This is a genomic window from Paraglaciecola psychrophila 170 (assembly GCF_000347635.1).
Taxonomy (GTDB): Bacteria; Pseudomonadota; Gammaproteobacteria; order Enterobacterales; family Alteromonadaceae; genus Paraglaciecola; species Paraglaciecola psychrophila.
Genome location: NC_020514.1, coordinates 4448400 through 4472700, shown reverse-complemented (window position 1 = coordinate 4472700; position 24301 = coordinate 4448400). Strand labels below are relative to the sequence as shown.

The following is a 24301-nucleotide window of genomic DNA, read 5'->3' as shown; positions in this document are numbered from 1 at the left end:
GTTATGAATTTTGACTTAACTGATGATCAACTTGCTTTTGCCGTTACAGCCAAACAATTTGCTGAGCAGGAGTTAGCGCCACATGCCGCAAAGTGGGATAGAGAGCATATTTTCCCAAAAGAGGTGATTCAAAAAGCTGGTGAGTTGGGTTTTTGTAGTTTGTATTCGCCAGAAAGCGAAGGTGGTTTGGGCTTAAGTCGCTTGGACTCCTCCATTATTTTTGAACAACTTGCTATGGGATGCACCACCACTACAGCCATGATGACCATTCATAATATGGCCACATGGATGGTGGCAACGTGGGGGACAAGAGCAGCTAAAGATAAATGGTGTCCGAGTTTAGTCACGGGTGAAAAATTAGCATCTTATTGCTTAACTGAGCCTGGTTCAGGTTCAGACGCTGCAGCTATGCGCACTTCAGCTAAAAAAGATGCTGGGGATTACCTGTTAAACGGCTCCAAGATGTTCATATCAGGTGCAGGTGAGACCGAAGTGTTGGTGGTGATGGCGCGCACCGGCGAAGCGGGTCCTAAAGGCATTTCTGCTTTTGTGATTGCTGCTGATGCCGAAGGTGTGATTTACGGTAAGGCCGAAGAAAAGATGGGCTGGAATGCCCAGCCAACACGTTTGATTACGTTTGATAATGTCCGTGTATCAGCAGATTGTTTGTTAGGTGAAGAAGGACAGGGATTTACTTTTGCCATGAAAGGCTTAGATGGCGGGCGTATCAACATTGCGACCTGTTCAATTGGCACTGCGCAAATGGCATTGGACACCGCTAAATCTTACATGCAAGAGCGTACTCAATTTGGTAAACCACTTGCGGCGTTTCAAGCCTTACAATTTAAGCTGGCTGATATGGCGACTGAGTTAGTGGCAGCGAGGCAAATGGTTAGATTGGCTGCGTTCAAGCTGGACAATGAAGACCCAGAATGCAGTGCTTATTGCGCCATGGCAAAACGCTTTGCCACCGATGTCGGTTTTAATGTGTGTAATGAAGCATTACAAATTCATGGCGGGTATGGGTATATCAAAGAGTATCCCTTAGAGAGATACGTAAGAGACGTGCGAGTACACCAAATTTTGGAAGGTACTAATGAAATTATGCGAATGATCATTGGTCGACGTCTATTGGCAGAACATGCTGGCGACATTCTCTAGGTATTTTTTCGATTCAATACCACTGTTAAATTAGGAATATTATGTTTAGTGAAAATGCACCGGTTATTTTTGACGAATTAACCACCGAAAATGGTTTTAAAATTGGTCATGCTACGTTAACTAAACCCGCTTCGCTGAATGCCCTAGATTTGCCCATGATCAACTTGCTTACGCCGCAACTAGAAAAATGGCAACAAGATCCGAAGATTGCGATGGTGATTTTAGACGGTAGTGGTGAACGGGCTTTTTGTGCCGGCGGCGATATTGTGTCGATGTACAAATCTATGCAGGATTGGGGTGCTGTTAAGGAAAATCCTGATGCTAACAATAGCTACGCGTTACAGAACTTTTTTACCCAAGAATATCAACTCGATCACCTGATCCACATGTTCTCCAAGCCAATTTTAGTGTGGGGTAACGGCATTATTATGGGAGGAGGAATGGGCTTAATGAGTGGCGGTAGTCACAGAGTTGTCACAGAAACCTCACGTATTGCTATGCCTGAAATCAGTATCGGTTTATATCCAGACGTAGGCGGTAGCTACTTTTTAAATAAAATGCCAGCAGGTTGTGGTCTGTTTTTAGGACTGACAGGGGCATTCATTAATGCAGCCGATGCGATATATAGCAATTTAGCCGACTACTTTGTGCCCCACGATGCCCAGCAGACTCTTTTTGACAGACTGTTAGCAGCAAATTGGCAACCAGATGTATTACACCAAACTTTGTCGAGCATTTGCGATGATTTTCACACTTTGCATAGTGAGCAATTACCCCAGGGTAACCTTATCGAATATCAGGATTGGTTCACAAGTTTAGCGACTAAAACTGATGCATCTCAAGCCGCTGAGTACATAATGTCAGTTAATGCTGAAGATAATAAATGGCTAAGTAAAGCACAGAAAACCTTAAGTGCTGGGTCACCGATCACTGCAAATCTGGTTTTTGAACAACTGTTAAGAGGCAAAGACATGACTTTGGCAGAATGTTTTCAAATGGAATTAGGTTTATCTTGTAAATGTGGTGAGTTTGGCGAGTTCCAAGAAGGTGTTAGGGCGCTGTTGATTGAGAAAGATCATCAACCCAATTGGCGTTTTAAATCTGTTGACCAAGTTCCCAAGGATACTATTGATTATTTCTTTGAAAATATTTGGTCACTAAATGCCCATCCTCTTGCGCATTTAGGCGTTAATTAATAAGAAAAACCGGCAATCAAAATAGGCAACAAAAATGCAAAAACAACATCCTAAGATAGCCTTTATAGGCTTGGGCAATATGGGATCTCCTATGGCGCTCAATCTTTTAAAAGCGGGTTATAGCGTATCTGTATTTGACTTAGTGCAAGCCACTATGGACACTCTGGAACAAGCTGGTGCTGACCAAGCCAATTCTGCATCTGAGGTTGTTCAAGACGCAGATATAGTCATATCGATGCTGCCTGCGGGTAAACATGTAGAGTCACTTTACATTGCTGAAAATGGGTTAATTAACCAGTTAAAAGCAGGCACCTTGGTGATTGATTCGAGCACAATTGATGCTTTGACTTCAAAAGCGGTTGCCAACAAATTAGCAGAGAGAAACATCCATTTTATTGATGCTCCAGTATCAGGTGGGGTGAGCGGCGCCACAGCGGGCACTTTGACTTTTATTGTCGGTGGTAAAGAGCAGGATTATGCAACAGCACTGCCAATTTTGCAGGCTATGGGCAAAAACATCTTTCATGCTGGCGACCATGGGGCAGGGCAGGTCGCCAAGATATGCAATAACATGTTGTTGTCAGTATTGATGTTAGGCACCTCTGAAGCGCTACAAATGGCGATTGATAACGGCCTAGATCCTAAAGTGATGTCAGATATTATGCTGCAAAGCTCTGGTAGAAATTGGACTTTAGAATTATATAACCCATGTCCTGATGTAATGCCCAACGTCCCTTCATCTAATGACTACCAAGGCGGTTTTATGGTGGATTTGATGAAGAAAGATTTAGGCCTCGCTATGGATACCGGTATTAAAAGCCAATCGTCTACCCCTATGGGCGCGCTGGCGCAAAGTTTGTATACTATTCATAGTATGCAAGGTAACGGACAACTGGACTTTTCCAGTATTTTTAATTTATTTTCCAAGCAAGAGAAGTCGTAATGAATTTACAAAATCAAGTGATTGTCATCACCGGTGCCGCCCAAGGTTTGGGTAAAGCCATGGCTGAAGAGTTTGCCAAACAAGGTGCACATATTGCTTTATTAGATATGCAGAAAGAAGCCGTAGAAGCCGCAGCTAGCGAAATCGAAAAGCTTGGCGTAAGAGCCAGTGGTTATGCAGTCAATGTGACTGACGAGAAACAAGTTGAAGAGACGTTTACAAAAATTGCTGCAGAATTTGGTCAAATCAATGGCTTGATCAATAGTGCTGGTATTATGCGTGATGGCATGTTGCTCAAAGTTAAAGAAGGCAAAGTGGTTAATAAAATGCCGCTAGAACAATTCCAATCGGTTTTGGATGTGAATGTCACTGGCACATTTTTGTGTAGCCGTGAAGCGGCTGCACAAATGGTCGAGACCAAAAGCAAAGGTGTAATAGTGAATATCTCTTCTGTGTCTCGCGCTGGTAATGCTGGTCAAACTAACTATTCAGCATCTAAAGCGGCAGTGGCGACCATGACCGTCTCTTGGGCTAAAGAACTCGCCCGTTTTGGTATTCGCACAGGTTGTATTGCCCCCGGTCTTGTCGAAACCGCTATGGCCGCACAAATGCGCCCTGAAATGCGTGAAATGTTTATCAAAAGCATCCCCGCACAACGTCTTGCTGAAGTGGAAGAGCTTGCTCATGCAGCTAAGTTTATCTTTGAGAATGATTATTTTACGGGCAGAACGTTAGAGTTGGATGGTGGGACTAGGGTTTAGAACCATCGAAACAAAATGCGTAGCCTAGCGATAACGGATTAGTCAGGAAACATTGAAAAAGTATCAGGTAAATCAACTATCAATGTGCTGGTTTATCTTATGCTCAAAATGAAAAGGGTACAGAAATATAATAAAAATCAGTTATGTAAACCCTGTATAAAATACCGTGACCTGTTCCGAGTATTATTGCTATTTAGTCTGTGCATTATTAGGTTTATGACTAGTAGCGCTAATACTCGGTTGGAAATCTACTTTGATAAAGCCAATTAGTCATTCACTTCATTTTCTTTGGTGTTTACTTCGGTCAAAAAGTACAACATTCGAAAATATGATGCTCAATTCAGGTTAATTTAATGTCATTTTGGAGGCATTTATCGATATTTATAAACAAGTAATGCTCTCACCAAATGATGTTCGAATAACCCAGAAAAATTTCAATCAGGTTTTTGACTTACTCTCCCATCATAGTCTGCAACAGCCGGTTTTATGAAAAATATGGCTATCATGTCACACCCTTTATTTTAGATAGTCAGATATTATAAGCCCAACATACGTTTTTAATCAGAGGCTCCAGTTTATCCATTGACTTGAAACAAGCCTTTCATTGTGAATGCTGAAAGCCTAATAACGTCTCAGAATCAAATCTGTCGGTCGCAACTTTAATTCTATCAAGTATGTAATGCCTAGAAGTGTTTTAGATTGGCACCGCGGTTCGAGGTAAACTGGAAAGGAAGGGAGTCTTGGCATGTTGACGTTATTAACAGTAGTGAATTTGTTGATACAAAAAAGATATAAGTACAGAACTCTCACCTTCAGGTATTGAAAAAATCATTCGGAAAAACATGGTGCCCTATAATTTCATGCGTGAACAGTTGTCTCAACAAACACTGGATATAAATTAAAATTGTCGTATATTTTAATTTAAAGGTCATAAACATTAGGACTTGGATTCCCTTCTTATAAACATTATTTTGTCATCTAACTAAGCCCACAATTTCTACCATTAAAATTCTTAATAGTTATTGTTTTTTTAATTGAGAATACTCAAGCTAGGATGAAAGCGGATAGACTAAGCAGCTAGTTTTCTGGATAAATATCGAAAGGTATTTATGGTTTAACAATCTTAAAGAGGCGAGCATTGCGCTCGCCTTAATTCAAAAGTTTGTTGTTAAAATTTATTTTGTTTTATTCAGCTTTGTATGCAGGATAATCACTGTAACCTTCAACTCCGCCGCCGTACCAATGAGTGACGTCATCATATGCCGACAATGGCAAACTATGTTGATATCTAGCTGGTAAATCAGGGTTACTAATATATGGACGACCAAAAGCAATCATATCAGCCTGTTTTGATGTTATTGCTTGTGTTGCACTTTCGAAATTATAACCGCAGTTACCTATAATCACGTTATCAAATAAAGGTCTAAAGTCATTTAAAGTCATTGGCTCACCGCGCTCATGAAAGCCAAAGGCGAGTCCATCCATGATGTGCAAATATCCAAGTTGCTGTTGGTTTAAATACTTAACCACTGCAGTGTAAAGTTCTTGGTAATCGTCGCAACCCATTGCATTAAAAACACCGTTAGGCGAAATACGTACACCTATTGATTCAGCAGGATAAACTTCTTTTACTGTCGCAAGCGCCTCTTTTAAAAAACGCATTCTGTTTTCAATACTACCGCCATATTCATCATCACGCTGATTACTAACACCATCTAAAAACTGATTAATTAAATAGCCATTAGCAGCATGTATTTCAACACCATCAAAACCAGCAGCTTTAGCTTTTATTGCTGCGTTTTTGAAATCAGCCATGGTTCTGGCAATATCATCCTTTGACATTGCTTTTGGTACTTCGTAATATTTTTTGCTTTCTGGTGTATGAATTTGGTCATTATCAATTTTAATCGCAGAAGCACTTAAAGGCTTTTCACCATGGTGAAAGTCGCTGTGAGATGCGCGCCCACAATGCCACATTTGTAGCACTATTTTACTGTTTTTAGCGTGTACTCGATCAACAATTGTTTTCCAGCCTGCCACCATTTCGTCGGTATATATACCAGGCGAATCAACCCAACCTATGCCTTCTTCGGAAATAACTGTAGCCTCAACAATGACCAGTCCTGCTGTAGCACGCTGTTCATAATAATCGCCCATTATGCTATTAGGGATGCGGGTTTTTCCTGCTCTGCCACGGGTAAGAGGCGCTAGTACAAAACGGTTTTTTAACTCATGTTCAAATAGTTGTACTGGTGTAAATAAGTCAGTTGCTGACATCAATCAATTTCCAAGTAAAATTAAATTATGAACATAAAGTTGGTTCGTTATCTGTTATTTCAAGTGGTTATTGTGGTTATCATTTGAATTATTGCTGATTTGTCATTGCGAATAATTGATAGGTTTAGTTAAAGCGAATAAATTCAATTTTTTAGTCTCTTTCTCGCAGATTATTATATATACACCTCTTCACTAATTAGAGCCGGTAAACAAGCCTCAGCGGATAAACCAAACTATGACTGACGTGGTAAATACTCAGTAGTAGTAGTAGGCTTTCATTATCGAGTATCATAGTTATTGCGTAAGTTATTGCAGATACTGACTCAATCTGACTCAATAGTCGTTGGTGTGCAGGAGGCGATGACCTTAAGTAGTCTGCCAGCGGCGCTGATGTCAGCGGCACGATAACCTACAGTTCCTATGATAAAAGTGTTGCTAATGTCGACGTGGCTTTACTGCCCACATTGGTTGGCGTGAGCATTAAAACTATCAACGCAAGCTGACGCACAATTTGCGGCCGCTACTACCCGTTATATCCTCAATAGCGCTGCGACTGAACTTCCCCTAATTTAGTTGTCACTTGTTACTGCCAACAAAGAAAAAGACAAACGAGCCGATGAGTTAATTTTTATAAAGAAGCATCAAGAGCAGTTAGAAAAAATAGCCCATTACGATACGCTTACTAACTTACCTAATCGTTCATTATTTGCAGACGGATTACATCACGTTATGTTGCAGTGTAGTTTAGCAGGAGCTTCTTTAATCATCATGACATGTTGTTAAGTCAGCAGGACAGAGCAAGAGTTTGATTCTTCTAAATAAATTCCTTATCAAATAGGATCTGTATTGTTTTTGCTTTTGTAAGCTAGGCCAGCGATTACATGAATAGGAAAAGTAGGTGTTCAACAGCTTGGTTTATCTAAATTAGTTCTAAACTAAGGGTAGCTTTTCCACCTTGACCAGTCTTAAAATCACCGAATAATTAACTGCTTTTCATCGTTTGGGGTTATCGTGTACTCGCTTTTTCTGTAACAGTTTATCGCTAAAACTGGCTGTTATATATGATGCTTTACGGTCTTATATTCAGCTGTTAATCATCTGTTTTTCTGCTTCTCATCGGCATTAAATCAATCTCATTAAACACTTGTTCTAAGCTGAAGGTTTTAGCGGTATACCGATTTTTGATGCCACCATCTAGCCCAATTAATAAAACTTTTTCGAGGTTTTGATTGATAATTTTTAGTACTTGATGATTGAGTTGTGGTGATACAGTTTGAGCTGTTGTTGCATCTAATATCCAAGTTTTGTCATTAATACTAATTAACATTAACAGCTTACGATCATTAAAATCACTGCTGTGATAATAGATTTCGTCCTGTAATTGACTCAACTCTTTTTTGGAGTTGACCTGAATGATTAGCAATCTATTTTGCCATTTAAATTCTGTTAATGAGGTTAGGTGCATTACTTTTGTTGTCGCTATTGCAGTGCAGACGTGAAGGGCGACAATCCATAAAAATAATAATTTCATATCGACCGCCTGATAATGGAAATTTAACCGACTCGATTGAGTCTGCTATAGGCCATCTTATACGTGAATTATCCTGATATTGATTTTATTTTGCAGTCACTGTGCAGATTGACAATGACTGCAATATGCTGATTGTGCTTCAGAGGTCTTGTCTATTGTGTGCAGTCATAAAATCTTGTAGCGGGCCTACAGGCACAATTCCTGTGGGATTGATTGTAAGATGACTCCTATAGTAGTGGGTTTTGATATGCTCAAAATTCACAGATTCGGCAATGCCTTGAATTTGATACAACTGACGCAGGTAGTTACTCATGGCCGGATAGTCAGCAATTTGCTGGCGATTGGTTTTAAAATGACCGAAGTACACCGCGTCAAATCTTATCAAAGTGGTAAATAGGCGCCAGTCGGCTTCAGTAAGTTGGTCTCCTGTCAGATAAGGTTGTTTAGATAAAATATCTTCAACCCAATCCAGTGACTCAAACAACGCCTTGATCGCTTTTTCATAGGCTGGTTGCGTGGTGGCAAAACCCGAGAGATACACGCCATTGTTAATGGTTTCATACACTCGAGTGTTCACAACATCTATTTTGCTGCGTAAGCTCTCAGGGTAATAATCGGTTTGGTCACCGGTTAAATGATTGAACGCTGTGTTAAACATGCGAATAATTTCTGATGATTCGTTGCTGACAATCGTTTGGGTCTGTTTATCCCAGAGAATGGGCACAGTGACTCTGCCTTCATAACTTGGGTCTGCTTTTAAATAGAGTTGGTAGGCATAATCAAATCCATACAGTGGATCGTTGAGCTCCCAACCATTTTCTAACATGATGGGTTCAACAGCTGTGACATCAATGTAGTCTTGTAAACCTTTCAACTCCCTGAAAATCAGGGTTCTATGTGCCCAAGGACAAGCCAAGGAAACATATAAGTGATATCGACCCTTTTCAGCTTTAAAGCCTTGTTCGCTATTAGGGCCGGCTTTGCCATTTGCGGTTAGCCAACTTCTAAAACGACTGTCTTGACGACGAAATTCGCCGTCGTTATTTTTGGTGTCATACCACTTATCGACCCATTTACCTTGCTGTAGTAAACCCATTACGCGACAACCACATCTTCAGTGGTTTGTGCGGTTGATAATAGATTATCGACTTGTTGTTTACCCGACTCAATGATTTGTTCAGGTGATCCCTTCGAACCACTAGCATCGATATGCAACACCTCTTTAACACCTAAAAAACTACAAATGTGTGCCAAGTAACCACTGGCAAAGTCCATACTGCTACCAGCAGGTGTACCGCCAGTAGCAGTAATAATGAATGCGCGTTTAATATTCAATAGTCCTACTGGACCTTGATCGGTATATTTAAAACTGACGCCCGCGCGGCATATGGCGTCTATCCACTGCTTTAACGATGCGGGTATACCAAAATTGTACATTGCTGCGCCAATAACTAATGTGTCGGCATCTTTTAGTTCCTGAATCAGTTGATCGGACAACGTCAAATGTGTGTGTAAACTGTCCCGTTGATCATTAGATGAGCCATGTACACCCATGAGATCTTCCGCGGTAATGGGAGGAAGGGGGTGAACGGCCAGATCACGATGCACCACGGTTGTGTTTAATGTATTCACAAGGTATTGCCCAATAAGGCGTGTATTAGAGCCGGTTAAACGGGCGCTGCTGTCTATATGTAAAATGCTCATGGTATTCTCCTAACCAGTAATGATGGTTATTTAGTCAATTTGTTTTGTAATAGATTGTCTATGCTCAGGCTGCCAGCACCTCTAAGCGCTAAGCCCATACTTATGACTAATAGTGCCAACCCAAACTCGTAACCGTTGTTGGACATAAATAGGCCATTTTGAAAATGCACTGTAACAATTGCCACCAACATAGTGATTGCTAAAACAATCGCAGTAGGGCGTACCAAGAAACCCACGATTAATAACAAACCACCAAAAAACTCAGCACTGCCGGCTAACGCTGCCATTAACGTGCCGGGTGCAAGGCCAATAGATTCCATCCAACCTGCTGTGCTTTCTAGCCCATAGCCACCAAACCAACCAAACAGTTTTTGCGCGCCGTGAGCGGCGAATATTACACCTGCTCCTACACGAACAGGTACGGTATCTAGGCCAATTTTTGTAACGATTAATGTATTGATAAATGTTTTCATTTTGCTGCTCCAATAAAGTATTGCGATGTGTTTAGGTAACTGATGAACTATTATACTGAACTGAATATTTGGAATAAGGGGGAATATATGTTTAATATGTTCTAATTATTAGAACAATAGGAAGTTGACGCTGTGGCCAGAAATCCAATTAGTATCGAGGTGCTTGAAACTCTGGATGCTATCGATAGACGTGGAAGTTTTGCAAAAGCCGCAGAGGAGCTGAACAAAGCAACCTCGGCTATATCTTATGCAGTGCAGAAACTTGAAGAACAACTCGATATCGCTTTATTTCAGCGTATGGGTCGTCGCTCAGTTTTAACACCTGCTGGGCGTTTAATCTTGGCCGAAGGCAGAGATATTTTACAGACTACCCGTAGGTTGGCAGATAAAGCCAAAGAGGTGGCAACCGGCTGGGAGCCTAGAATCAGTATCGGACTTGAGTCGTTGCATTCATTTCCAGATTTTTTTAATGTGATCAATGAATTTTTACAGGCATTTCCAACAATTGAAATTGATATATCTGAATGTGTATTAAACGGTGGATGGGAGGCATTAGAGCAAAGTAGAGTTGACTTGTTAGTAGGCTCACCTGGCCCGGTACCTTCTCAAAAAGGTTACAGGTCGGTCGCTATTGGTCGGGTTGAGTTAGTACCAGTTATTGCGGCTAAACATGCATTAGCTTCCCATGCTTCAGCTAAGAAGCAAAATATAGAAAGTGTCATGAGGCAATTAAGACGTGTCGTTATTCACGATACGTCATTTAACGGCATACTTCGCAGTGAAGGGTTAAGCAGTGATGGCCAAATGTTCTATGTGCAAAACATGGATCAAAAAATACAGGCAATATTAGCAGGCATAGGCATTGGTAATTTGCCAAAACATCGGATCCAAGGTTATCTTGATAAAGGCGTGCTTTTACCTTTAGACATTAAGCAACAAGATAACGCTGAGTCTTTTTTAGCATGGAAAATAAGTAACAAAGGCAAAGGTTTAAGAGCTCTCACCGAAACATTAATCATTAAGTAAGGGAGTCAATAAAAGCCTACAAACTCACTATCATACCATCGGTAGCAAGGATTATTGGCTCTCTATACTTTTGGCGAATAATGGCCTGCGTTACTTTTTGAATGGTTAAGGTACGTTTCATAAAATGTGATAACACCAGTTGTTTTACCTGAGCTTGTTTAGCTATTTGAGCTATTGTTGATGGCGTCATATGTAAATTAAGTAGTGCGCCAACGGCATTATCAGGTACCGCATTGCTTGCTACCAATGTATCGGCTTCATTTGCGAATGTGCTAAGCACATCAAACTTATTACTCATATCGCCAGAGAACACAATGCTACAGCCTGCCACTTCAACTCGCCATGCGACAGCTGCTACGGGACCGTGGTGCACGGAGGTTGCCTTGGCTGTTATATCATTTCCAAGGGTATAAGTGGATGTTTGTCCCTTAACCAATGGAACATCAATTGCAACAATTTTTTAGTCAGCGCTAGCACGTTTGTTCACATGACTCTTCAGATACGTAAAGGCACCTTTATCGCCCAGTAGTCTTTGTAAATAATCACTAGTGGATGGCATCAAATCGTTTGCTGCTGGACCATATAAACCTATATCAGCAGTTCTAGAAGTAAAATAACTACCTTTAATATACCCTGGTAAATCAGCACTGTGGTCAACATGTAAATGGGTAAGCAAAATACCTTGAAGGTCTTCAAACATTGCCCCGCTTTTTATAAAATTTAACACTCGAACCTGTGCCAGTATCTATAAGTACTCGCGCTTTATTCTTATACCAAATCAAATAACCGCTGGAACTGCGCCCATCATCAATTTCAGGGCCACCGGAGCCCAATACTTGTAACTTAACTTGGTCAACCTTGCACTGGCTGGTATAACTATTGGTGTTAATTAAAATTAAAATTAAAATTAAAATTAAAATTAAAATTAAAACTGCTATGAGTTTAAACATGACACCTATCCTTTTAGTAAATGCTAGCTTTGTACATTAGGGTTAATACTGCCAATGTCTAATCTATTGTATTGTCAGTAGTACAGATTAAGAAATGCGAGCGCATTTATCAGTTCCCTATGGATGGGTAGTCGAATTTAAATTCCTGCAAAACGATGAGATGAAAGCCTATTTATCCAGAGCTTAGGTTATTGAATCTGAACTCGGATTAAGAGGTGCCGCGTCCCTAGAAGTCATTACAATAAAAATAACATGTTAGATGATGTCAATTGGTTTGCAAGGACATTGAACGCCCCAGTGCAGCATTTGTTGCTCTTGTTGCGATTATTGAGGCGAACTTGTGAGGGAATCGCCCGCTATAGTGAGCAATTTCAACGAAGTTAGGCGCGATAGTAGTGTTACTGGACGATATGGCATACACCAGGCTCAGGTTATTTAGTAACAAAAAATTAAACACACCCAGGTTAGTGTTACAATTTCGTTTCTAAAATAGTGCTGCCTAACAAGGTTTATTTATAGTTTATGTCTTCGTGGAAATGCCCCTCTTGCTCAAATGTACTGTTACTAAATAATAAAGTCTGGGCTTGTACAAATGGCCATAGTTATGACGTTGCGAAAGAGGGCTACGTTAATCTATTACTGGTGCAACATAAAAATAGTAAACAACCCGGTGACAATAAAGATATGGTAAATGGTCGAAGAGCGTTTTTAGAACAAGGGTTTTATCAACCATTGGCAGATTCTATTTCTAAAATCTTTAATCAACACCTTATAACTCTTTCAACCCTTCCAACTATTGAAGACCAAACCGAGGTGAATTTTTTTGATGCGGGTTGTGGTGAAGGTTATTACATGAACCAAGTAAGTCAGTTGTGCATTAAAACTGACCTCAAAATTAAATTTAGTGGATTGGACATTTCAAAATTCGCGGTACAAAAAGCCGCTAAAAAGTATCCTAATAACCATTTCTCTGTAGCCAGCACGTTTCAATTGCCATTGGTAAGCAACAGTCAGGACGCAGTCTTGCAAATTTTTGCGCCCAGCAGTGAGATTGAAATTCATCGTGTCTTAAAACCCAGTGGCATTTGGATAACCGTTAACCCTGCGGCCAATCACTTATATGAATTCAAACAAGCTTTGTATGATAAACCTGCTGAACACAAAGCAGGTCAAGTTACCCCTGAAGGATTTACATTGGCGCAGCAATTAAACCTCGGTTTTGTTATTCACCTTACTGAACCCCAACAAAGAGAAAACTTGTTGATGATGACACCTTATTATTGGTCAGCTACAGCACAGAAGAAACAAAAGTTAGTCGATGATTTGCAACAGTTCACAACCGACTTTGATATTAGGGTTTATGCAAAGTCATTCTTATAGTGTTGTAAACTGCCGTGGGGGATGGTTATCGCCATTTGACGATCCTTGTTTTACTGCGCCTATTGAAATGTATACCTTACCTGAGCGTTTTACTTTTCCATTCTATTATCAGCCACATCTACTATGCATATTGGCTGTACAACAATTACAAGGGGATCTTGTGAGTCAAAACCAATGGCAACACAACTATGGCTTGTTGGATGGTCCTCATAGTATTATTGGTGAGATGTTTGGTGTGCTACTGGTTGAAAATGTTCAAAGTGAATTGGGTTTTGATAATGAATATCCTTGTTCACCACCTTACGGGCAACCTGAGGTTGTCCAGCCTGTTTATCTGGAATAAACAGCAACAGCTCTGCTGGCCCGTAGGGTGAATTACATGGATGTAATGAATAAATTCATTCCCGATGAATTGGTCACCCGATAAAGCCCCGACAAAAAGTGAACTGAATAGTCTTACCCACCACATTAGCCAGCGTGTTATGGGTTTTCTTGAGCGCGAGGACTTATTAGTGTGGGATGATGGCAATAACTACTTGGCTTTGGATGGGCTGGAAGACGCTCCGATGTTACAAATTCAGGGGTATTCCATTACTTATCGCATCGCATCGCCACAGGCAAACAGCAAAGACGAAAGGTATTTTCCCTGCGCAGCGAGTGAAAATTTATGGGAAAGCCTAGTATTTTGCTTTCCAATAATTTTTATCGCGATATCAGAATAAGAATCTGTGGGAATTAATCAGGGCCAGAACCTGAGGTATCCCCACAATAGTCCAGAAAAACAATATGAAAGAAGTCCACTTACTGATCAAAATATTTCAGTATTGTCCATCAATAATAATTCTGGTTCAGCAGTATTTTGTGACGCCCCGATTATTCTTAATAAGAAATTCTGCACTGGTCATTGAGTGATAAGTCCAGTAAACAACCCGAATGCGATCAACAGACATATAGTTATCGAGATATAAGAAAACCATTTTCCAAAGCCCATTTTTGAAAGCGCACTTTTCCATACTTTTCGTTTTGAAAAAACTTGTCGGTGGCTTATTCGAGAGGTTTTCATTGCGAACATGTAGGTGCCGCTTACCGCTAAAGTACTCAATAAAACCCCAAATACGAAGTATAAAATCCTACTCGGTAAACCAGCAAAAGTACCAAAATGTAGTGGATCAACTGCCTCTGTTACACGTGCGACTAAATTTAGCTGCTCGCCTCTAAATTTGCTTAAAAACTCGCCTGTCATAGGGTCGAATGAGATCAAATTGGCTCTGTCCCTAACCAATATCGCTGTGGATTGTCCTTGGACGATCATTGGGGCGTTTTTTCTAGTAGGAAATCGTACGGTTTTGATGTCTAGGTCGGGAAACTCAATATCCACCGTTTTCATTGCTTTTAAGAAAACATCAGGTGATGGCATTACGCGGTTATCTTTCGCTTGCTGAGACACGACCTGGCCTCTATCTGGATAGCTGGCTCTAACACCCAAAACCTCCAGCAAATACCAAACTCCCGTGATACTAACAACCAGTATGAACCAAATATTCCATGCACCTAACAACCGATGAATATCGCTCCAAAACAGCTTTCTGTGCTGTTTTCTAGGCCAACGTAAAAACCCTTTCCACCAGTGTCGATACACCACAAAACTAGTAATAAGCGAGGTCAATAAAAGAAATGCACAGATACTAATAATGGGCACGCCATACTTAACAGGTAACATCAGATGACGATGAGTCATTCTAAAGAACACTTGCCAGTTGTACCAGCGGCCTTCGCCTAAATACTCTCCAGTTGTTGGATGAAAAAACATTCTGTATCGCTGTTTATTTGTATCATATGCGATGACTTCAGCTGCAAACCAATCTTCTGTTGGTTGTTTAATTACTGATAAATGTTTTGTTTGGGATTGCTCTGTAGCGCTTACATATATGGCTTGCCAGTTAATCTTGGTCACTGAACTTGGTGCAACACGCATCGCTTTATTTGTAACCCAGTCTATTTCGTGTGACACCGTTGCGAGCGTACCGGTAATCAACACAAAACATAGCAATATAGACAGCTGAACACCGACCCAACTGTGAACATTGAACCATTTTGCTCTATCCAAATGACTATCTTCCTTTTGCGAACGAGAATGATTATTATTTGCAATAATAAATTATATACTCTAACATTTCTACCTCAAATTAATCAGTTCGCACTTAATTAGTTCGCACTTATCTAAAAAATCGGAACACGACATGACGAAAAATAAAATTTCCCTAGCGCTTTTAGCGTTAGGGTTCAGCAGCAGTATTGCAGCGCAGCAAAGCATGAATAATGTGATTGAGGTGGTGAGTGAGGCGGGTGAAGAGACTAAGCCGATTGAAGTGATAGAAGTAAAGGGACGCGCCACGCAGTTTTATTTCTTTCAAGAATCCGTAATGGCAACAAAGACGCTTACTGATTACATGGACTTACCTCAATCATTACAGGTGCTATCTCAAGAATTACTTGAAGACCAAGCGGCGCGTCAAACCAGTGATGTTTACCGTTCTATTTCGGGCATGACACAGTTTTCTTATTCCGGTGTCAACGCCAGAGGGTTTCGCCAAGATCAGGTCCGTTATGATGGTGTTCAAGGCGACCCATACGGTGGTTTTTCGATACCACAGTTATTTAATATAGAACGAATTGAAGTGCTTAAAGGTCCTTCAGGTATGTTGTACGGAGGTGGTCAACCAGGTGGTTTGTTGAATTATGTGACCAAAAAACCTAAGTTTGAAACACAACGAGAAGTTGCACTTTTTGCTGGGAACTACAACCTCAAAGGTGTGTTTGCCGATTTTACAGGCTCAGTAAATGGGAGCGATACGTTGGCATACCGAATAGGCGGCTTCCATCAAAACGTCAAACCTTTTAGAAATAATACCGATGAAACAAATTCTTTGCTCTCATTAGGAATGACTTGGCTGCCCAGTGAGCACAGTGAAATTATATTCCAGTATGACTTTATCGATCAGGATCTTGGGGGACACCGATTAAGAGGTGTGCCAGTGGACGATAATGGTAATTTCCTAGCCGATATTAGCTACAGTCCTAATGAAAAAACAGATTTTCAACGGGTAAGAGCAGATGTCTTGCAAACCATAATCAATACAGACATTAGCGAAAATTTGTCCAATACTACGGTGTTGCGCTACCTGACTAACGAACGGACTCAAAACTACCATGAGAACAGAGGCCTATTAGAAGATGGTCGTACTATGGTAAGAGAGTTCCGTAATCAATATCGTGCTAACGATGAATACAGTGTGACCACTGATTTTGTTTACACAACATCTATGGCGGATATGCAACATACGCTTTTAGTCGGGGGGGATTATTTTGTAAATGATATGGAGTTTTTATCTATTGCAGGTCGTGGAGCGCCATCTCTTATTCCTAATATTGATATTATCAACCCAGTATATGGAGCAGACCCTTCTACTTATCTTGTTAGAGAATTTCCTTTGAGTGAGTCAGGTAACAAGCGTGCAGGGCTCTACATACAGGATCAAATTGCATTAAGTGAGCAATGGCAGGCTATTGTTGGCATGCGTTACGATCGTTTTGAAGAAGAAGATAATACCAATAATCTAAGCTATTCCGATTCAGATATATCGCCACGTTTTGGTGTGGTTTATAAGCCCAATGCAGATATGTCGGTCTTTGCTTCAAAAAGTAGTGGCTTTAATCCGCAATCACTTTCTTCTATATTAGACGGTGATTTTGATGACGACACAACCGGTAGGCTAAAACCTGAAGAAAGTGAACAATGGGAGTTGGGGGTCAAAAATAAGTGGTTTGACGATGCCATATTAACCACTCTGACATTTTATGACATCGTTAAAGATAATGTCACCGTTGGCAACCCTGACGATACAGGGATAAACGACGGCCAACCTAGTGTGCTTCAAATTGGAGAAGTGACCAGTAAAGGCATTGAATTTGATGCAGTAGGCGATATCAGTGAAAACTGGACAGGTACATTCAATTACGCATACAACGATGCAAAAATTACGGGAGGACTGCCTAACTCAATACGTAACTCTGTGGGCGATGAATTCGTTAATGCACCAGACCACACACTCGGACTCTGGACGCGTTACGACATGCCTTCTATCGATTCTGCATTTGCGATGGGCATGGATTACGTCAGTGAACGTATCAGCTTTAGTGGTCAAACGGTTAAAGCATATGTTGTCTGGGACGCTAGCTGGAGGACGTCATATAAAACGTTCGATGTTCAGTTAAATATTCGTAACCTGTTTGATAAAGAATATGCGTCTAGTGGATTTAATCAACGCAATGGCCATTTTCCCGGTGAGCCACGAACCGTCCTGTTACAGGTCAGTCATAACTTTTAGGTAACTGAGTCCGCATCATCTTAAATCTTTTGGTGATGCTGACTTTATCTAAAAAATTGAATACCCATTAGCATCAATACAATAATCAGTATGGCTAAGAATAGGCCCTATTTTTTTACGGATGTCATTCTTGAAACGCTATCTTGAAATGGCTTGATATAGGCTTGATATATTGACTGATGACCTGAGTCACCAGCGCCGATACCAAACCGAATTTTACCCACCTTAGATGAGTAAATTAAGGTGCCAATCATCCTATCCCAAATAGCGAAGGTTGAGCCTAAATTACGGTCGAAGTGCTCAGGCTTATCGCTATGATGTACTTGATGTTGTGCAGGGCTGATAAACCATGACTCAATTGTATCCCCCCAAGACCACCATACGTGAGAGTGGCGTAGGTTTGCTCCCATGACATTGAAAACAAATACAAAAATATTGGCACCCAGTACATCAAACATACTCAGTGTTGGTCCAAAAAAATAATAACCAATACCCACTGCTAACCCTTGAGCAAGTGCCATTCTGCATGCATATAAATAGCTTTCAAAAGGATGACTTCGATATATTGTCATCGGTGTCATCACTTTTGCTGAATGATGTACTTTATGGAAATCCCACAGAACGGGCACTTTATGCATGGCTAAGTGTAGTAAAAAACGCGTCAGGTCATCTAACAAAAACAGTACCAAGGTAAATATACTGATGATAACCATTTGGTTTTCAGTGATAGGTGCCATGTCGCCGAACAGAGTTGCAAGTAAATCTGAAAATCCGATTGCGATTGGCACCATAGTCAAGACTATGGGTGCCCAAAACAATACTTTTAGCAGACGGTTTACGATAAACAAGCTGTAATCAAGTCGCGCAGAAGCATGAAACCATATTTTTTTATTAAACAGGTAACCCCAAAAAGCGCCCAACCTAAAGTTTTTCTTTTGAACTAAGTAAGCCGGAATAGCGAGCAAAATAGCTGATACTAAGTAGATACCAAAAACACGTTTATTGGCATCCATGAAATATCCAGGTAAGGACAGAATACTCTCGCTTAGTAAATCAACTATTTGCATCTAATCCTCTTTAAAACACAGTCACTTAAAACACAGCCATTTAAAACACAGTCATTTAAAACCTGTATTTATAACCCACTTGAAACTGTCTAGGTTTAGTCGGTCTTGCGCCAAAAGGTCTACGACTTGATATTTTTGCGGTATCAAAAATATTATCTATCTTTGCATACAGCTGACTATTGCTTGTTAGATTATAACTTCCTGATAAATCAACATTACTCAGTGCGTCAGTTTTTATGCCTGCTAGTGATGAATCTCTTGGATCACCCGTTAGAGCAGCCTGTGCCGATTCTTTCATTTCGCCAGAATAACTGGCTAATATAAATATTTGCCAGTTATTGGCGGTTAAACCCAGACTGAGAGATAACATATCATCAGCTAAATAAGGGACACCATCACCCTCGTTCACAAATCCCCATTGAGTAAAATCAGAGTAAAAGGTGTCTTTAAACTCGGATTCAGTATGCGTATACACAATCGACCAAGGTAGGGATAACTGGCTATTAAGTTTATATGTATCACTTAACGTGGCCTCAACCCCATAAATATCGACTTCTCCTGCATTAAATTCAGTGTCAGTGTCGCAGCCAGCAGAGACAGAACAACTTTCTTTAAGGTTACTGTAGTCAGTGAAAAAACCTATCACTTCAGCTTTTTGACCACTATTAACGTATCGATAACCTAGTTCATAGTTAACACTTTTTTCAGTTTTAACTTCTGCCGCTTGCGCAGGACTGGTAGGCACAAAACCACTGTGTACACCACCAAAGATACCTGAGAATTCAGACAACTCATAATACGCACTGACGCTGGGTAACCAGATCCTGTTAGTTTTTTTCAGAAAGTCTTGCTTTCGGCCCGGTGCCCGGTTTTGATAATAACCATCAATCGACTCACCTCTAACACCCAACGTTAAACTGAGATCTTCAAACTGCAGTGTGTCTTGAATATATACAGACAGTGCTTCAGTGTTTTCAGTATTGGTTGAAGTGGGTTTTGTAGCTTCACCGGTAGATTGCAGGTTTCCTGAGCGTACAAAGAAGTTGTCTTCTATATGATTTCGCTCAATTTGGTCTTCATGAAAACGAATACCTCCTTCAATTTCATGTTCAAGGCCAAACAGTCCCAAGTCCCATGCAAAGTCTATTTGCATGCCCTGCGAATAATACTCACGAGCGTTTGTACTTAACACCAAGATTTCTCTTAAGGTGCTATCTCTATCACCTGTTAAGGTTTGGTAGTAAGGAAGGTTTTGTTCGCTTGTTGGGTCACGCAAAATTTGCTGCAACGTGGGTACAAAGCCACCTTGGGAACTAATGAATTCGTTTACTTTGAACCAATCGCGTTCGAAGTCATTACGATAGATCCGTGTTGTGGCATTAAAATCAGAAAATTCAATATGATGGGTTAACTGAACTTGTTGATGCTCCCAGTTCATCTGGTCTAATTGACTAGATGCATAACGTCTATAAGGATTTTCAGCAAAATCCGCATCAGTTATGCCAAGGTAGGTTTCATCCGATGTTTCTTCTCCGTAAGAAAGTTTTAATTCAATCAACTGAGAATAATCATCACCATCCAGTCGATAATTGAACTTCGCCATCAAATCTGACTTATCGAACCCAGTATCACCGCCGCCATCTATCTTTTTAAAACCATCGGCTTTAAGATGCAAACCTTCCACTAGGAATCCAAAGTCGCCAACAGTATCGCCATAATAAGCGTGGAGTTTGCCATAGTTGTCAGTACCAAGACCTAAATCTAGGGCACCTTCTTGGCTATCTGGTACTTGCCTAGAAATGAGGTTTAAGGTTCCCGCCACCGTATTGGGGCCGTACTTAATGGTTGATGGACCTTTGGTGACTTCTATTGCCGTCATACGTGTTGTATTAGGGAAATAATAAGCAGCAGATGCAGAGTAGGGGGCAGGGCCAATTAAAACACCATCTTCCATGATATTTATTTTTTTACTACGCTCAGGTGTCACGCCGCGAAACCCGATATTAGGACGTAACCCATAACCGTCCTCTTGACGGATATTGACACCAGGTACGGTAGCTAAAATTCTGCCGATGTCATCATATTCAAACTTTTCTAGCTCCAATTCATCAATCAACGTGACTGAGCCTGTCGATTTTATGAGATCTTCTTTGCTGCCGATCACACTCATTCGCTCGATTGAAGTGTTGTCATCATCTGCTACAGCGAATGTGCTAAGCAGTATGCTGGTAATTAATACTGCTAAGGGCTTTTTGTTCATTGATGGTCTTAATTCATTTAAATTAATCATTGTCACCTGCCGATGTAGCGGGTAATTCAAGCGCGAGTCTTTGAATAAAGTCTGTTTTCATAATATCTGTTACGTCTTTAAGTTGCTTGTGTACTTTTTGTACTTGCTCTGGATCTTGCAATAACAAGTCTGTAAGCGAACTTTGTAAACTCAAGGAAAACTCTATGACCTCAGTTAAATCACCACGCATTTTTGCTGCGGTGTCAGTTGCACCTACATCAAGCAGATAATCATCGAATCCGATACCTGCATCCGTCTCGCCACCCAAAAAAATCATATTTAATCCTTGAATGTTACTGATGATATTTTGTAGAGATTGATAAGCAAAACGAGATTCTACGTTTTCAGCACAGGGTGAAAGTCCACAATCATTTGCAAACACACCAAGTGGTGTCGCTAATTTGGCATCTTTAGTGAATTCTGTAATATAGAAAATTGCGTCAGACACATCATTTACAGCGTCTTGAGCACTGCTGAATATGCTATCCTGCTGACCTGCATTTTTAAGAATATCTGCATAACCTTGGGCGTTTTCTGTGCCGTTCCAGGCCGTCAATAGTTCTTCAGAATTAGAAACTAAATCTGCCGAAGCCAATTTTGCTAATCCGCATCTTGCGGCTGTTCTGTCTTCATCTGTACGATTATTCCAACCTTGGGGATCGGTGCCAAATACAGTACAGCTATGATTTAAGTTTGGATTGAACAACAAGTATTCGATGGCATCCAAGCCTTTTCTGCTAGCCGTACGTGTACTGATGTCATAGCCTGCTTGTTCAGCTAACACTACGTCTTGATCTAATGCGCAAGCACTCGTATTAGGCCAAGAATATATCTTGTTTCTCAGAGCGTTGTTGTTATCCAGAAGTGGCCCTATTTGCATCACTTCGGCTATTTGCCAAACCGCCATGGCATCTCGCCAGCTTTGTTTTGCTGAAATCTGTTTTGCGTCCGTATCAGTTGCTTGAGAGGTCAAAGCATCGCAGTAATCACCAATTGCAGTCTCTTGATCAACCGCTAATTGAGCAAATTTTGTGTAAGTCGGAACGATGACATTGTCAGTTAAACTTTGCAGAAGCAATGTTTGGTTGAAATTATTGCTTGGCGCTGTTGGGTTAGTTGCAGCTTTAGAAAATAGCGCCCCTTGAGTGCTACTTGAACTTTCGCCACAGGCCACCAAACCCAATATGACACCAATAGCGGCGCTATTTAGCACTATATTGATTAGCTTCGAATTAAAAGGTTTTGCCACTTCTTCTACTCCAATATGTATAACGTAAAATTTAAAAAAGAGGTTAGCCTCGAAAGGGTAACCTCTTAGGAATATCAGCAGTGTTATTCCAGTTTATTTATATGATTTGTTATAGAATTTCATTATGAAATCCTATTACGGAATCTTGTTATAAAAGGTTTACCAATTGGCAGCATTCTCAGCATCAAATGCATAAGCTGCCTGCAACAAATCTCTAGCTATTAATAGATCAGCACGATAAGCCGACACTTCAACCTCACCTGTTAACACCGGCATGTCACCTATCATGGTGTGAACTGTGATGAAGTCTGTATCGCTAAGAGGTGTGGCTTTGTTAAACTGCAAGCCTAAAGCAAAGCCCTTCATTTCAGACCAATGTTTTGCAGTATCAGCATAACTAAAGTCATCAGTTCCAATCGATCCTAGATCTGCATCTACATCATTGATGTAGTGAACAACCGTTGCTGCAATGGCTTTTTCCCATGTTAGAACGGCAGTATCACGATACCCATAGAGCTCAGTCTTTTGCCCATCTGTTAACGCAACACCAGCGGTATCATTTAACAATTTACGACCTTGTAAAAATGCGTCCATCGCTTGTTTGCTGAAATCGTTAGCGACTGTCGCACCTCGATCACGCTTAGATGCATTAGTAGAATGACCGAAATTATACTCAGAATTGAAGTCAATGGATCCATCTCCATTGGTATCGTGATAAAGCTGCCAATCGTCACGACCGCCCTTCGTTGCTACTTCTTCATCACTGTAATCAAGATAATCTCTGGCCGCACCGAAATAACCGAACCCTTCATCAAACTGATGCTCTAAATCAGTGTATGCTTTTGCGGTATCAGTATGATCAGAAAGTAACCCTTTGCCATCTATATCATTATCTAAGTAATCATCTACACCTTGTGAAAATGAGACTGACATTGATAAAAACTTTTGAATAAGTTGTTTTAAATCACGGCCATCACTGGTTAAAGAAATATTAGTAATATCGTTGCCAAAGGGATCTTGACGAACTGTTCCGTCTAGTTGTGTTTGGGCATTATCTGCTAGCATCCCGAAGAAGGTGCGAACTAGGCCTTCAGGTGTTGTAGAGCCTTTTGCTCCCCAACCTGCAAACTCACTATTCCAGTCTTTATGCTGACCTGTGGCATCGTTACCTGCAATTTTACCGACTAGATCTTTAGAAGAACTAGAGATTTCGGTCAGCATCGTTTGACTGCTAGGTGTGGTGGTAGTCAAAAGTGTGCGCTGTGACGCTACGTCGTAATCAGCTACATCAAAATATGAATTAAGTGCATTGATAACCGCTTCACGATTAATAAATGTGCTGTTAGTATCAAACGTCGTTGCATCGCTTAGTTCTGCACCAATCACTTTGAATAGATCACTAATCAACAACTGACGTGCAATTTGTCCACTGTAACTAACTGAAGACTCTCCAGGCATCGCTTTACTTTCGAAGTCGTAATAATCTAATAAGTCATCAACGCTCACTGTTATGTCTTTACTGAAAGTGGCACTTGCACTGTCAGTAACAGTAACACTCAAGGTGACACTTGTTTCTTGTTCGAAGTTGAGGGCATTTTCTGCTTTTAGTTTTAGCGCCGCACCATCTATTTCAAAACGATCGTCGTTAACAGCAAAAGTAAAGGTATCTGCCGTATCAGCATCGGTTGCTGATAACGTGCCAATAGCGGCACCTGTAACGTTCTCTGAAACATTACTGGCAGACAACGTTATGTCTGTAGGTGCTCTATTGACCGAAGGAGTCGGTGTTGGCGTTGGCAAAGAATCATTAGAACTTCCACCACAGGCGGTTAATCCAAGTGTGGATGCGATTACAGCAACTGACAATAAACTCTTTTTAGTTTTAAACATGTTTTCCTCGGAATT

The 24301-nt window shown here is 40.7% G+C and carries 23 protein-coding genes; 10 read left to right on the top strand and 13 right to left on the bottom strand.

Annotated elements, in window-relative coordinates; translation table 11 throughout:
• Positions 1 to 3 precede the first annotated feature (3 nt).
• From C427_RS19580 to C427_RS19565, 4 genes are read left to right on the top strand one after another with little or no spacing between them, the layout of a single operon-like run.
• Positions 4 to 1161, top strand: coding sequence for an acyl-CoA dehydrogenase family protein (locus C427_RS19580; RefSeq protein WP_007639774.1), 1158 nt, complete (start codon positions 4 to 6; stop codon positions 1159 to 1161).
• 41 nt (positions 1162 to 1202) lie between these two features.
• Positions 1203 to 2357, top strand: coding sequence for an enoyl-CoA hydratase/isomerase family protein (locus tag C427_RS19575; RefSeq protein WP_007639776.1), 1155 nt, complete (start codon positions 1203 to 1205; stop codon positions 2355 to 2357).
• Between the two features lie 34 nt (positions 2358 to 2391).
• On the top strand, positions 2392 to 3300 hold the full coding sequence (gene mmsB, locus C427_RS19570) for a 3-hydroxyisobutyrate dehydrogenase (RefSeq protein ID WP_007639780.1): 909 nt from the start codon (positions 2392 to 2394) through the stop codon (positions 3298 to 3300).
• Positions 3300 to 4061 carry an SDR family oxidoreductase gene (locus C427_RS19565; protein ID WP_007639788.1) on the top strand — a complete coding sequence of 254 codons (762 nt, stop codon included), beginning with the start codon at positions 3300 to 3302 and terminating at the stop codon, positions 4059 to 4061. The genes mmsB and C427_RS19565 overlap by 1 nt, the downstream gene beginning before the upstream one ends.
• Positions 4062 to 5246: 1185 nt before the next feature.
• On the opposite strand, the gene C427_RS19560 is transcribed toward C427_RS19565, so the two are convergent.
• Positions 5247 to 6338: an alkene reductase gene (locus C427_RS19560; RefSeq protein WP_007639791.1), complete on the bottom strand. Its 1092-nt coding sequence runs from the start codon at positions 6336 to 6338 to the stop codon at positions 5247 to 5249.
• Between the two features lie 573 nt (positions 6339 to 6911).
• On the opposite strand from C427_RS19560, the gene C427_RS19555 reads away from it, so the two are divergent.
• Positions 6912 to 7121 (top strand): GGDEF domain-containing protein, encoded by a 210-nt coding sequence (locus tag C427_RS19555; RefSeq protein WP_007639793.1) that lies wholly within the window; start codon positions 6912 to 6914, stop codon positions 7119 to 7121.
• Between the two features lie 307 nt (positions 7122 to 7428).
• Here the strand turns inward: C427_RS19555 and C427_RS19550 are convergent, their stop codons facing one another.
• From C427_RS19550 to C427_RS19535, 4 genes are all read right to left on the bottom strand, one after another.
• Entirely contained in the window at positions 7429 to 7869 is a 441-nt protein-coding gene (locus tag C427_RS19550; RefSeq protein ID WP_007639794.1) for a DUF4174 domain-containing protein, read from the bottom strand.
• Between the two features lie 139 nt (positions 7870 to 8008).
• Positions 8009 to 8965, bottom strand: a complete 957-nt coding sequence (locus C427_RS19545) for a glutathione S-transferase family protein (RefSeq protein ID WP_007639795.1) — start codon at positions 8963 to 8965, stop codon at positions 8009 to 8011.
• Complete coding sequence (locus C427_RS19540; RefSeq protein WP_007639796.1) at positions 8965 to 9573, bottom strand: FMN-dependent NADH-azoreductase; 609 nt, start codon at positions 9571 to 9573, stop codon at positions 8965 to 8967. Before C427_RS19540 ends, C427_RS19545 begins: the two co-directional genes overlap by 1 nt.
• 26 nt (positions 9574 to 9599) lie before the next feature.
• Positions 9600 to 10046 (bottom strand): DoxX family protein, encoded by a 447-nt coding sequence (locus tag C427_RS19535; protein ID WP_007639797.1) that lies wholly within the window; start codon positions 10044 to 10046, stop codon positions 9600 to 9602.
• A gap of 132 nt (positions 10047 to 10178) precedes the next feature.
• Here C427_RS19535 and C427_RS19530 point away from each other — a divergent pair, with 132 nt between their 5' ends.
• Positions 10179 to 11072, top strand: a complete 894-nt coding sequence (locus tag C427_RS19530) for a LysR family transcriptional regulator (protein ID WP_007639799.1) — start codon at positions 10179 to 10181, stop codon at positions 11070 to 11072.
• Between the two features lie 16 nt (positions 11073 to 11088).
• On the opposite strand, the gene C427_RS27845 is transcribed toward C427_RS19530, so the two are convergent.
• From C427_RS27845 to C427_RS27835, 3 genes are all read right to left on the bottom strand, one after another.
• Positions 11089 to 11445, bottom strand: coding sequence for an MBL fold metallo-hydrolase (locus C427_RS27845; RefSeq protein ID WP_015431222.1), 357 nt, complete (start codon positions 11443 to 11445; stop codon positions 11089 to 11091).
• Positions 11446 to 11532: 87 nt separating this feature from the next.
• On the bottom strand, positions 11533 to 11772 hold the full coding sequence (locus C427_RS27840) for an MBL fold metallo-hydrolase (protein WP_226991195.1): 240 nt from the start codon (positions 11770 to 11772) through the stop codon (positions 11533 to 11535).
• A complete protein-coding gene (locus C427_RS27835; protein ID WP_015431220.1) occupies positions 11765 to 12022 on the bottom strand; it encodes an MBL fold metallo-hydrolase in 258 nt (85 codons plus the stop codon). The genes C427_RS27840 and C427_RS27835 overlap by 8 nt, the downstream gene beginning before the upstream one ends.
• Before the next feature lie 522 nt (positions 12023 to 12544).
• Between C427_RS27835 and C427_RS19520 the strand changes: the two genes are divergently transcribed.
• The 3 genes from C427_RS19520 (at position 12545) to C427_RS19510 (ending at position 14124) form a co-directional block, all read left to right on the top strand.
• Entirely contained in the window at positions 12545 to 13402 is an 858-nt protein-coding gene (locus C427_RS19520; protein WP_407636128.1) for a putative RNA methyltransferase, read from the top strand.
• The gene (locus tag C427_RS19515) at positions 13383 to 13745 is read left to right on the top strand and encodes a hypothetical protein (protein WP_015431219.1); all 363 of its coding nucleotides are present in this window, start codon (positions 13383 to 13385) and stop codon (positions 13743 to 13745) included. The genes C427_RS19520 and C427_RS19515 overlap by 20 nt, the downstream gene beginning before the upstream one ends.
• A gap of 64 nt (positions 13746 to 13809) precedes the next feature.
• Positions 13810 to 14124 carry a hypothetical protein gene (locus tag C427_RS19510; protein ID WP_007639805.1) on the top strand — a complete coding sequence of 105 codons (315 nt, stop codon included), beginning with the start codon at positions 13810 to 13812 and terminating at the stop codon, positions 14122 to 14124.
• 179 nt (positions 14125 to 14303) lie between these two features.
• Here C427_RS19510 and C427_RS19505 read toward each other — a convergent pair whose 3' ends face one another.
• Positions 14304 to 15509: a PepSY-associated TM helix domain-containing protein gene (locus tag C427_RS19505; RefSeq protein WP_007639807.1), complete on the bottom strand. Its 1206-nt coding sequence runs from the start codon at positions 15507 to 15509 to the stop codon at positions 14304 to 14306.
• Between the two features lie 133 nt (positions 15510 to 15642).
• Between C427_RS19505 and C427_RS19500 the strand changes: the two genes are divergently transcribed.
• The gene (locus C427_RS19500; protein WP_007639809.1) at positions 15643 to 17790 is read left to right on the top strand and encodes a TonB-dependent siderophore receptor; all 2148 of its coding nucleotides are present in this window, start codon (positions 15643 to 15645) and stop codon (positions 17788 to 17790) included.
• A 107-nt stretch (positions 17791 to 17897) separates the two neighbouring features.
• Here C427_RS19500 and C427_RS19495 read toward each other — a convergent pair whose 3' ends face one another.
• From C427_RS19495 to C427_RS19480, 4 genes are all read right to left on the bottom strand, one after another.
• Positions 17898 to 18857: a sterol desaturase family protein gene (locus tag C427_RS19495; protein WP_007639811.1), complete on the bottom strand. Its 960-nt coding sequence runs from the start codon at positions 18855 to 18857 to the stop codon at positions 17898 to 17900.
• Between the two features lie 55 nt (positions 18858 to 18912).
• The gene (locus C427_RS19490; RefSeq protein ID WP_407636129.1) at positions 18913 to 21117 is read right to left on the bottom strand and encodes a TonB-dependent receptor family protein; all 2205 of its coding nucleotides are present in this window, start codon (positions 21115 to 21117) and stop codon (positions 18913 to 18915) included.
• A 22-nt stretch (positions 21118 to 21139) separates the two neighbouring features.
• Complete coding sequence (locus C427_RS19485) at positions 21140 to 22396, bottom strand: imelysin family protein (RefSeq protein ID WP_007639815.1); 1257 nt, start codon at positions 22394 to 22396, stop codon at positions 21140 to 21142.
• A 159-nt stretch (positions 22397 to 22555) separates the two neighbouring features.
• Positions 22556 to 24286, bottom strand: coding sequence for a DUF4856 domain-containing protein (locus C427_RS19480; RefSeq protein ID WP_007639818.1), 1731 nt, complete (start codon positions 24284 to 24286; stop codon positions 22556 to 22558).
• Positions 24287 to 24301: the final 15 nt, after the last annotated feature.

What these genes read in the sequence shown, in the direction of transcription:
- C427_RS19545 (WP_007639795.1), bottom strand. Translation starts at nt 8,965, where the DNA reads ATGGGTTTACTACAGCAAGGTAAATGGGTCGATAAGTGGTATGACACC.
- C427_RS19575 (WP_007639776.1), top strand. Translation starts at nt 1,203, where the DNA reads ATGTTTAGTGAAAATGCACCGGTTATTTTTGACGAATTAACCACCGAA.
- C427_RS19480 (WP_007639818.1), bottom strand. Translation starts at nt 24,286, where the DNA reads ATGTTTAAAACTAAAAAGAGTTTATTGTCAGTTGCTGTAATCGCATCC.
- C427_RS19510 (WP_007639805.1), top strand. Translation starts at nt 13,810, where the DNA reads ATGAATTGGTCACCCGATAAAGCCCCGACAAAAAGTGAACTGAATAGT.
- C427_RS19535 (WP_007639797.1), bottom strand. Translation starts at nt 10,046, where the DNA reads ATGAAAACATTTATCAATACATTAATCGTTACAAAAATTGGCCTAGAT.
- C427_RS19540 (WP_007639796.1), bottom strand. Translation starts at nt 9,573, where the DNA reads ATGAGCATTTTACATATAGACAGCAGCGCCCGTTTAACCGGCTCTAAT.
- C427_RS19520 (WP_407636128.1), top strand. Translation starts at nt 12,545, where the DNA reads ATGTCTTCGTGGAAATGCCCCTCTTGCTCAAATGTACTGTTACTAAAT.
- C427_RS19580 (WP_007639774.1), top strand. Translation starts at nt 4, where the DNA reads ATGAATTTTGACTTAACTGATGATCAACTTGCTTTTGCCGTTACAGCC.
- C427_RS19490 (WP_407636129.1), bottom strand. Translation starts at nt 21,117, where the DNA reads ATGAACAAAAAGCCCTTAGCAGTATTAATTACCAGCATACTGCTTAGC.
- C427_RS27840 (WP_226991195.1), bottom strand. Translation starts at nt 11,772, where the DNA reads ATGTTTGAAGACCTTCAAGGTATTTTGCTTACCCATTTACATGTTGAC.
- mmsB (WP_007639780.1), top strand. Translation starts at nt 2,392, where the DNA reads ATGCAAAAACAACATCCTAAGATAGCCTTTATAGGCTTGGGCAATATG.
- C427_RS19515 (WP_015431219.1), top strand. Translation starts at nt 13,383, where the DNA reads ATGCAAAGTCATTCTTATAGTGTTGTAAACTGCCGTGGGGGATGGTTA.
- C427_RS19495 (WP_007639811.1), bottom strand. Translation starts at nt 18,857, where the DNA reads ATGCAAATAGTTGATTTACTAAGCGAGAGTATTCTGTCCTTACCTGGA.
- C427_RS19560 (WP_007639791.1), bottom strand. Translation starts at nt 6,338, where the DNA reads ATGTCAGCAACTGACTTATTTACACCAGTACAACTATTTGAACATGAG.
- C427_RS27835 (WP_015431220.1), bottom strand. Translation starts at nt 12,022, where the DNA reads ATGTTTAAACTCATAGCAGTTTTAATTTTAATTTTAATTTTAATTTTA.
- C427_RS19550 (WP_007639794.1), bottom strand. Translation starts at nt 7,869, where the DNA reads ATGAAATTATTATTTTTATGGATTGTCGCCCTTCACGTCTGCACTGCA.
- C427_RS19565 (WP_007639788.1), top strand. Translation starts at nt 3,300, where the DNA reads ATGAATTTACAAAATCAAGTGATTGTCATCACCGGTGCCGCCCAAGGT.
- C427_RS19500 (WP_007639809.1), top strand. Translation starts at nt 15,643, where the DNA reads ATGACGAAAAATAAAATTTCCCTAGCGCTTTTAGCGTTAGGGTTCAGC.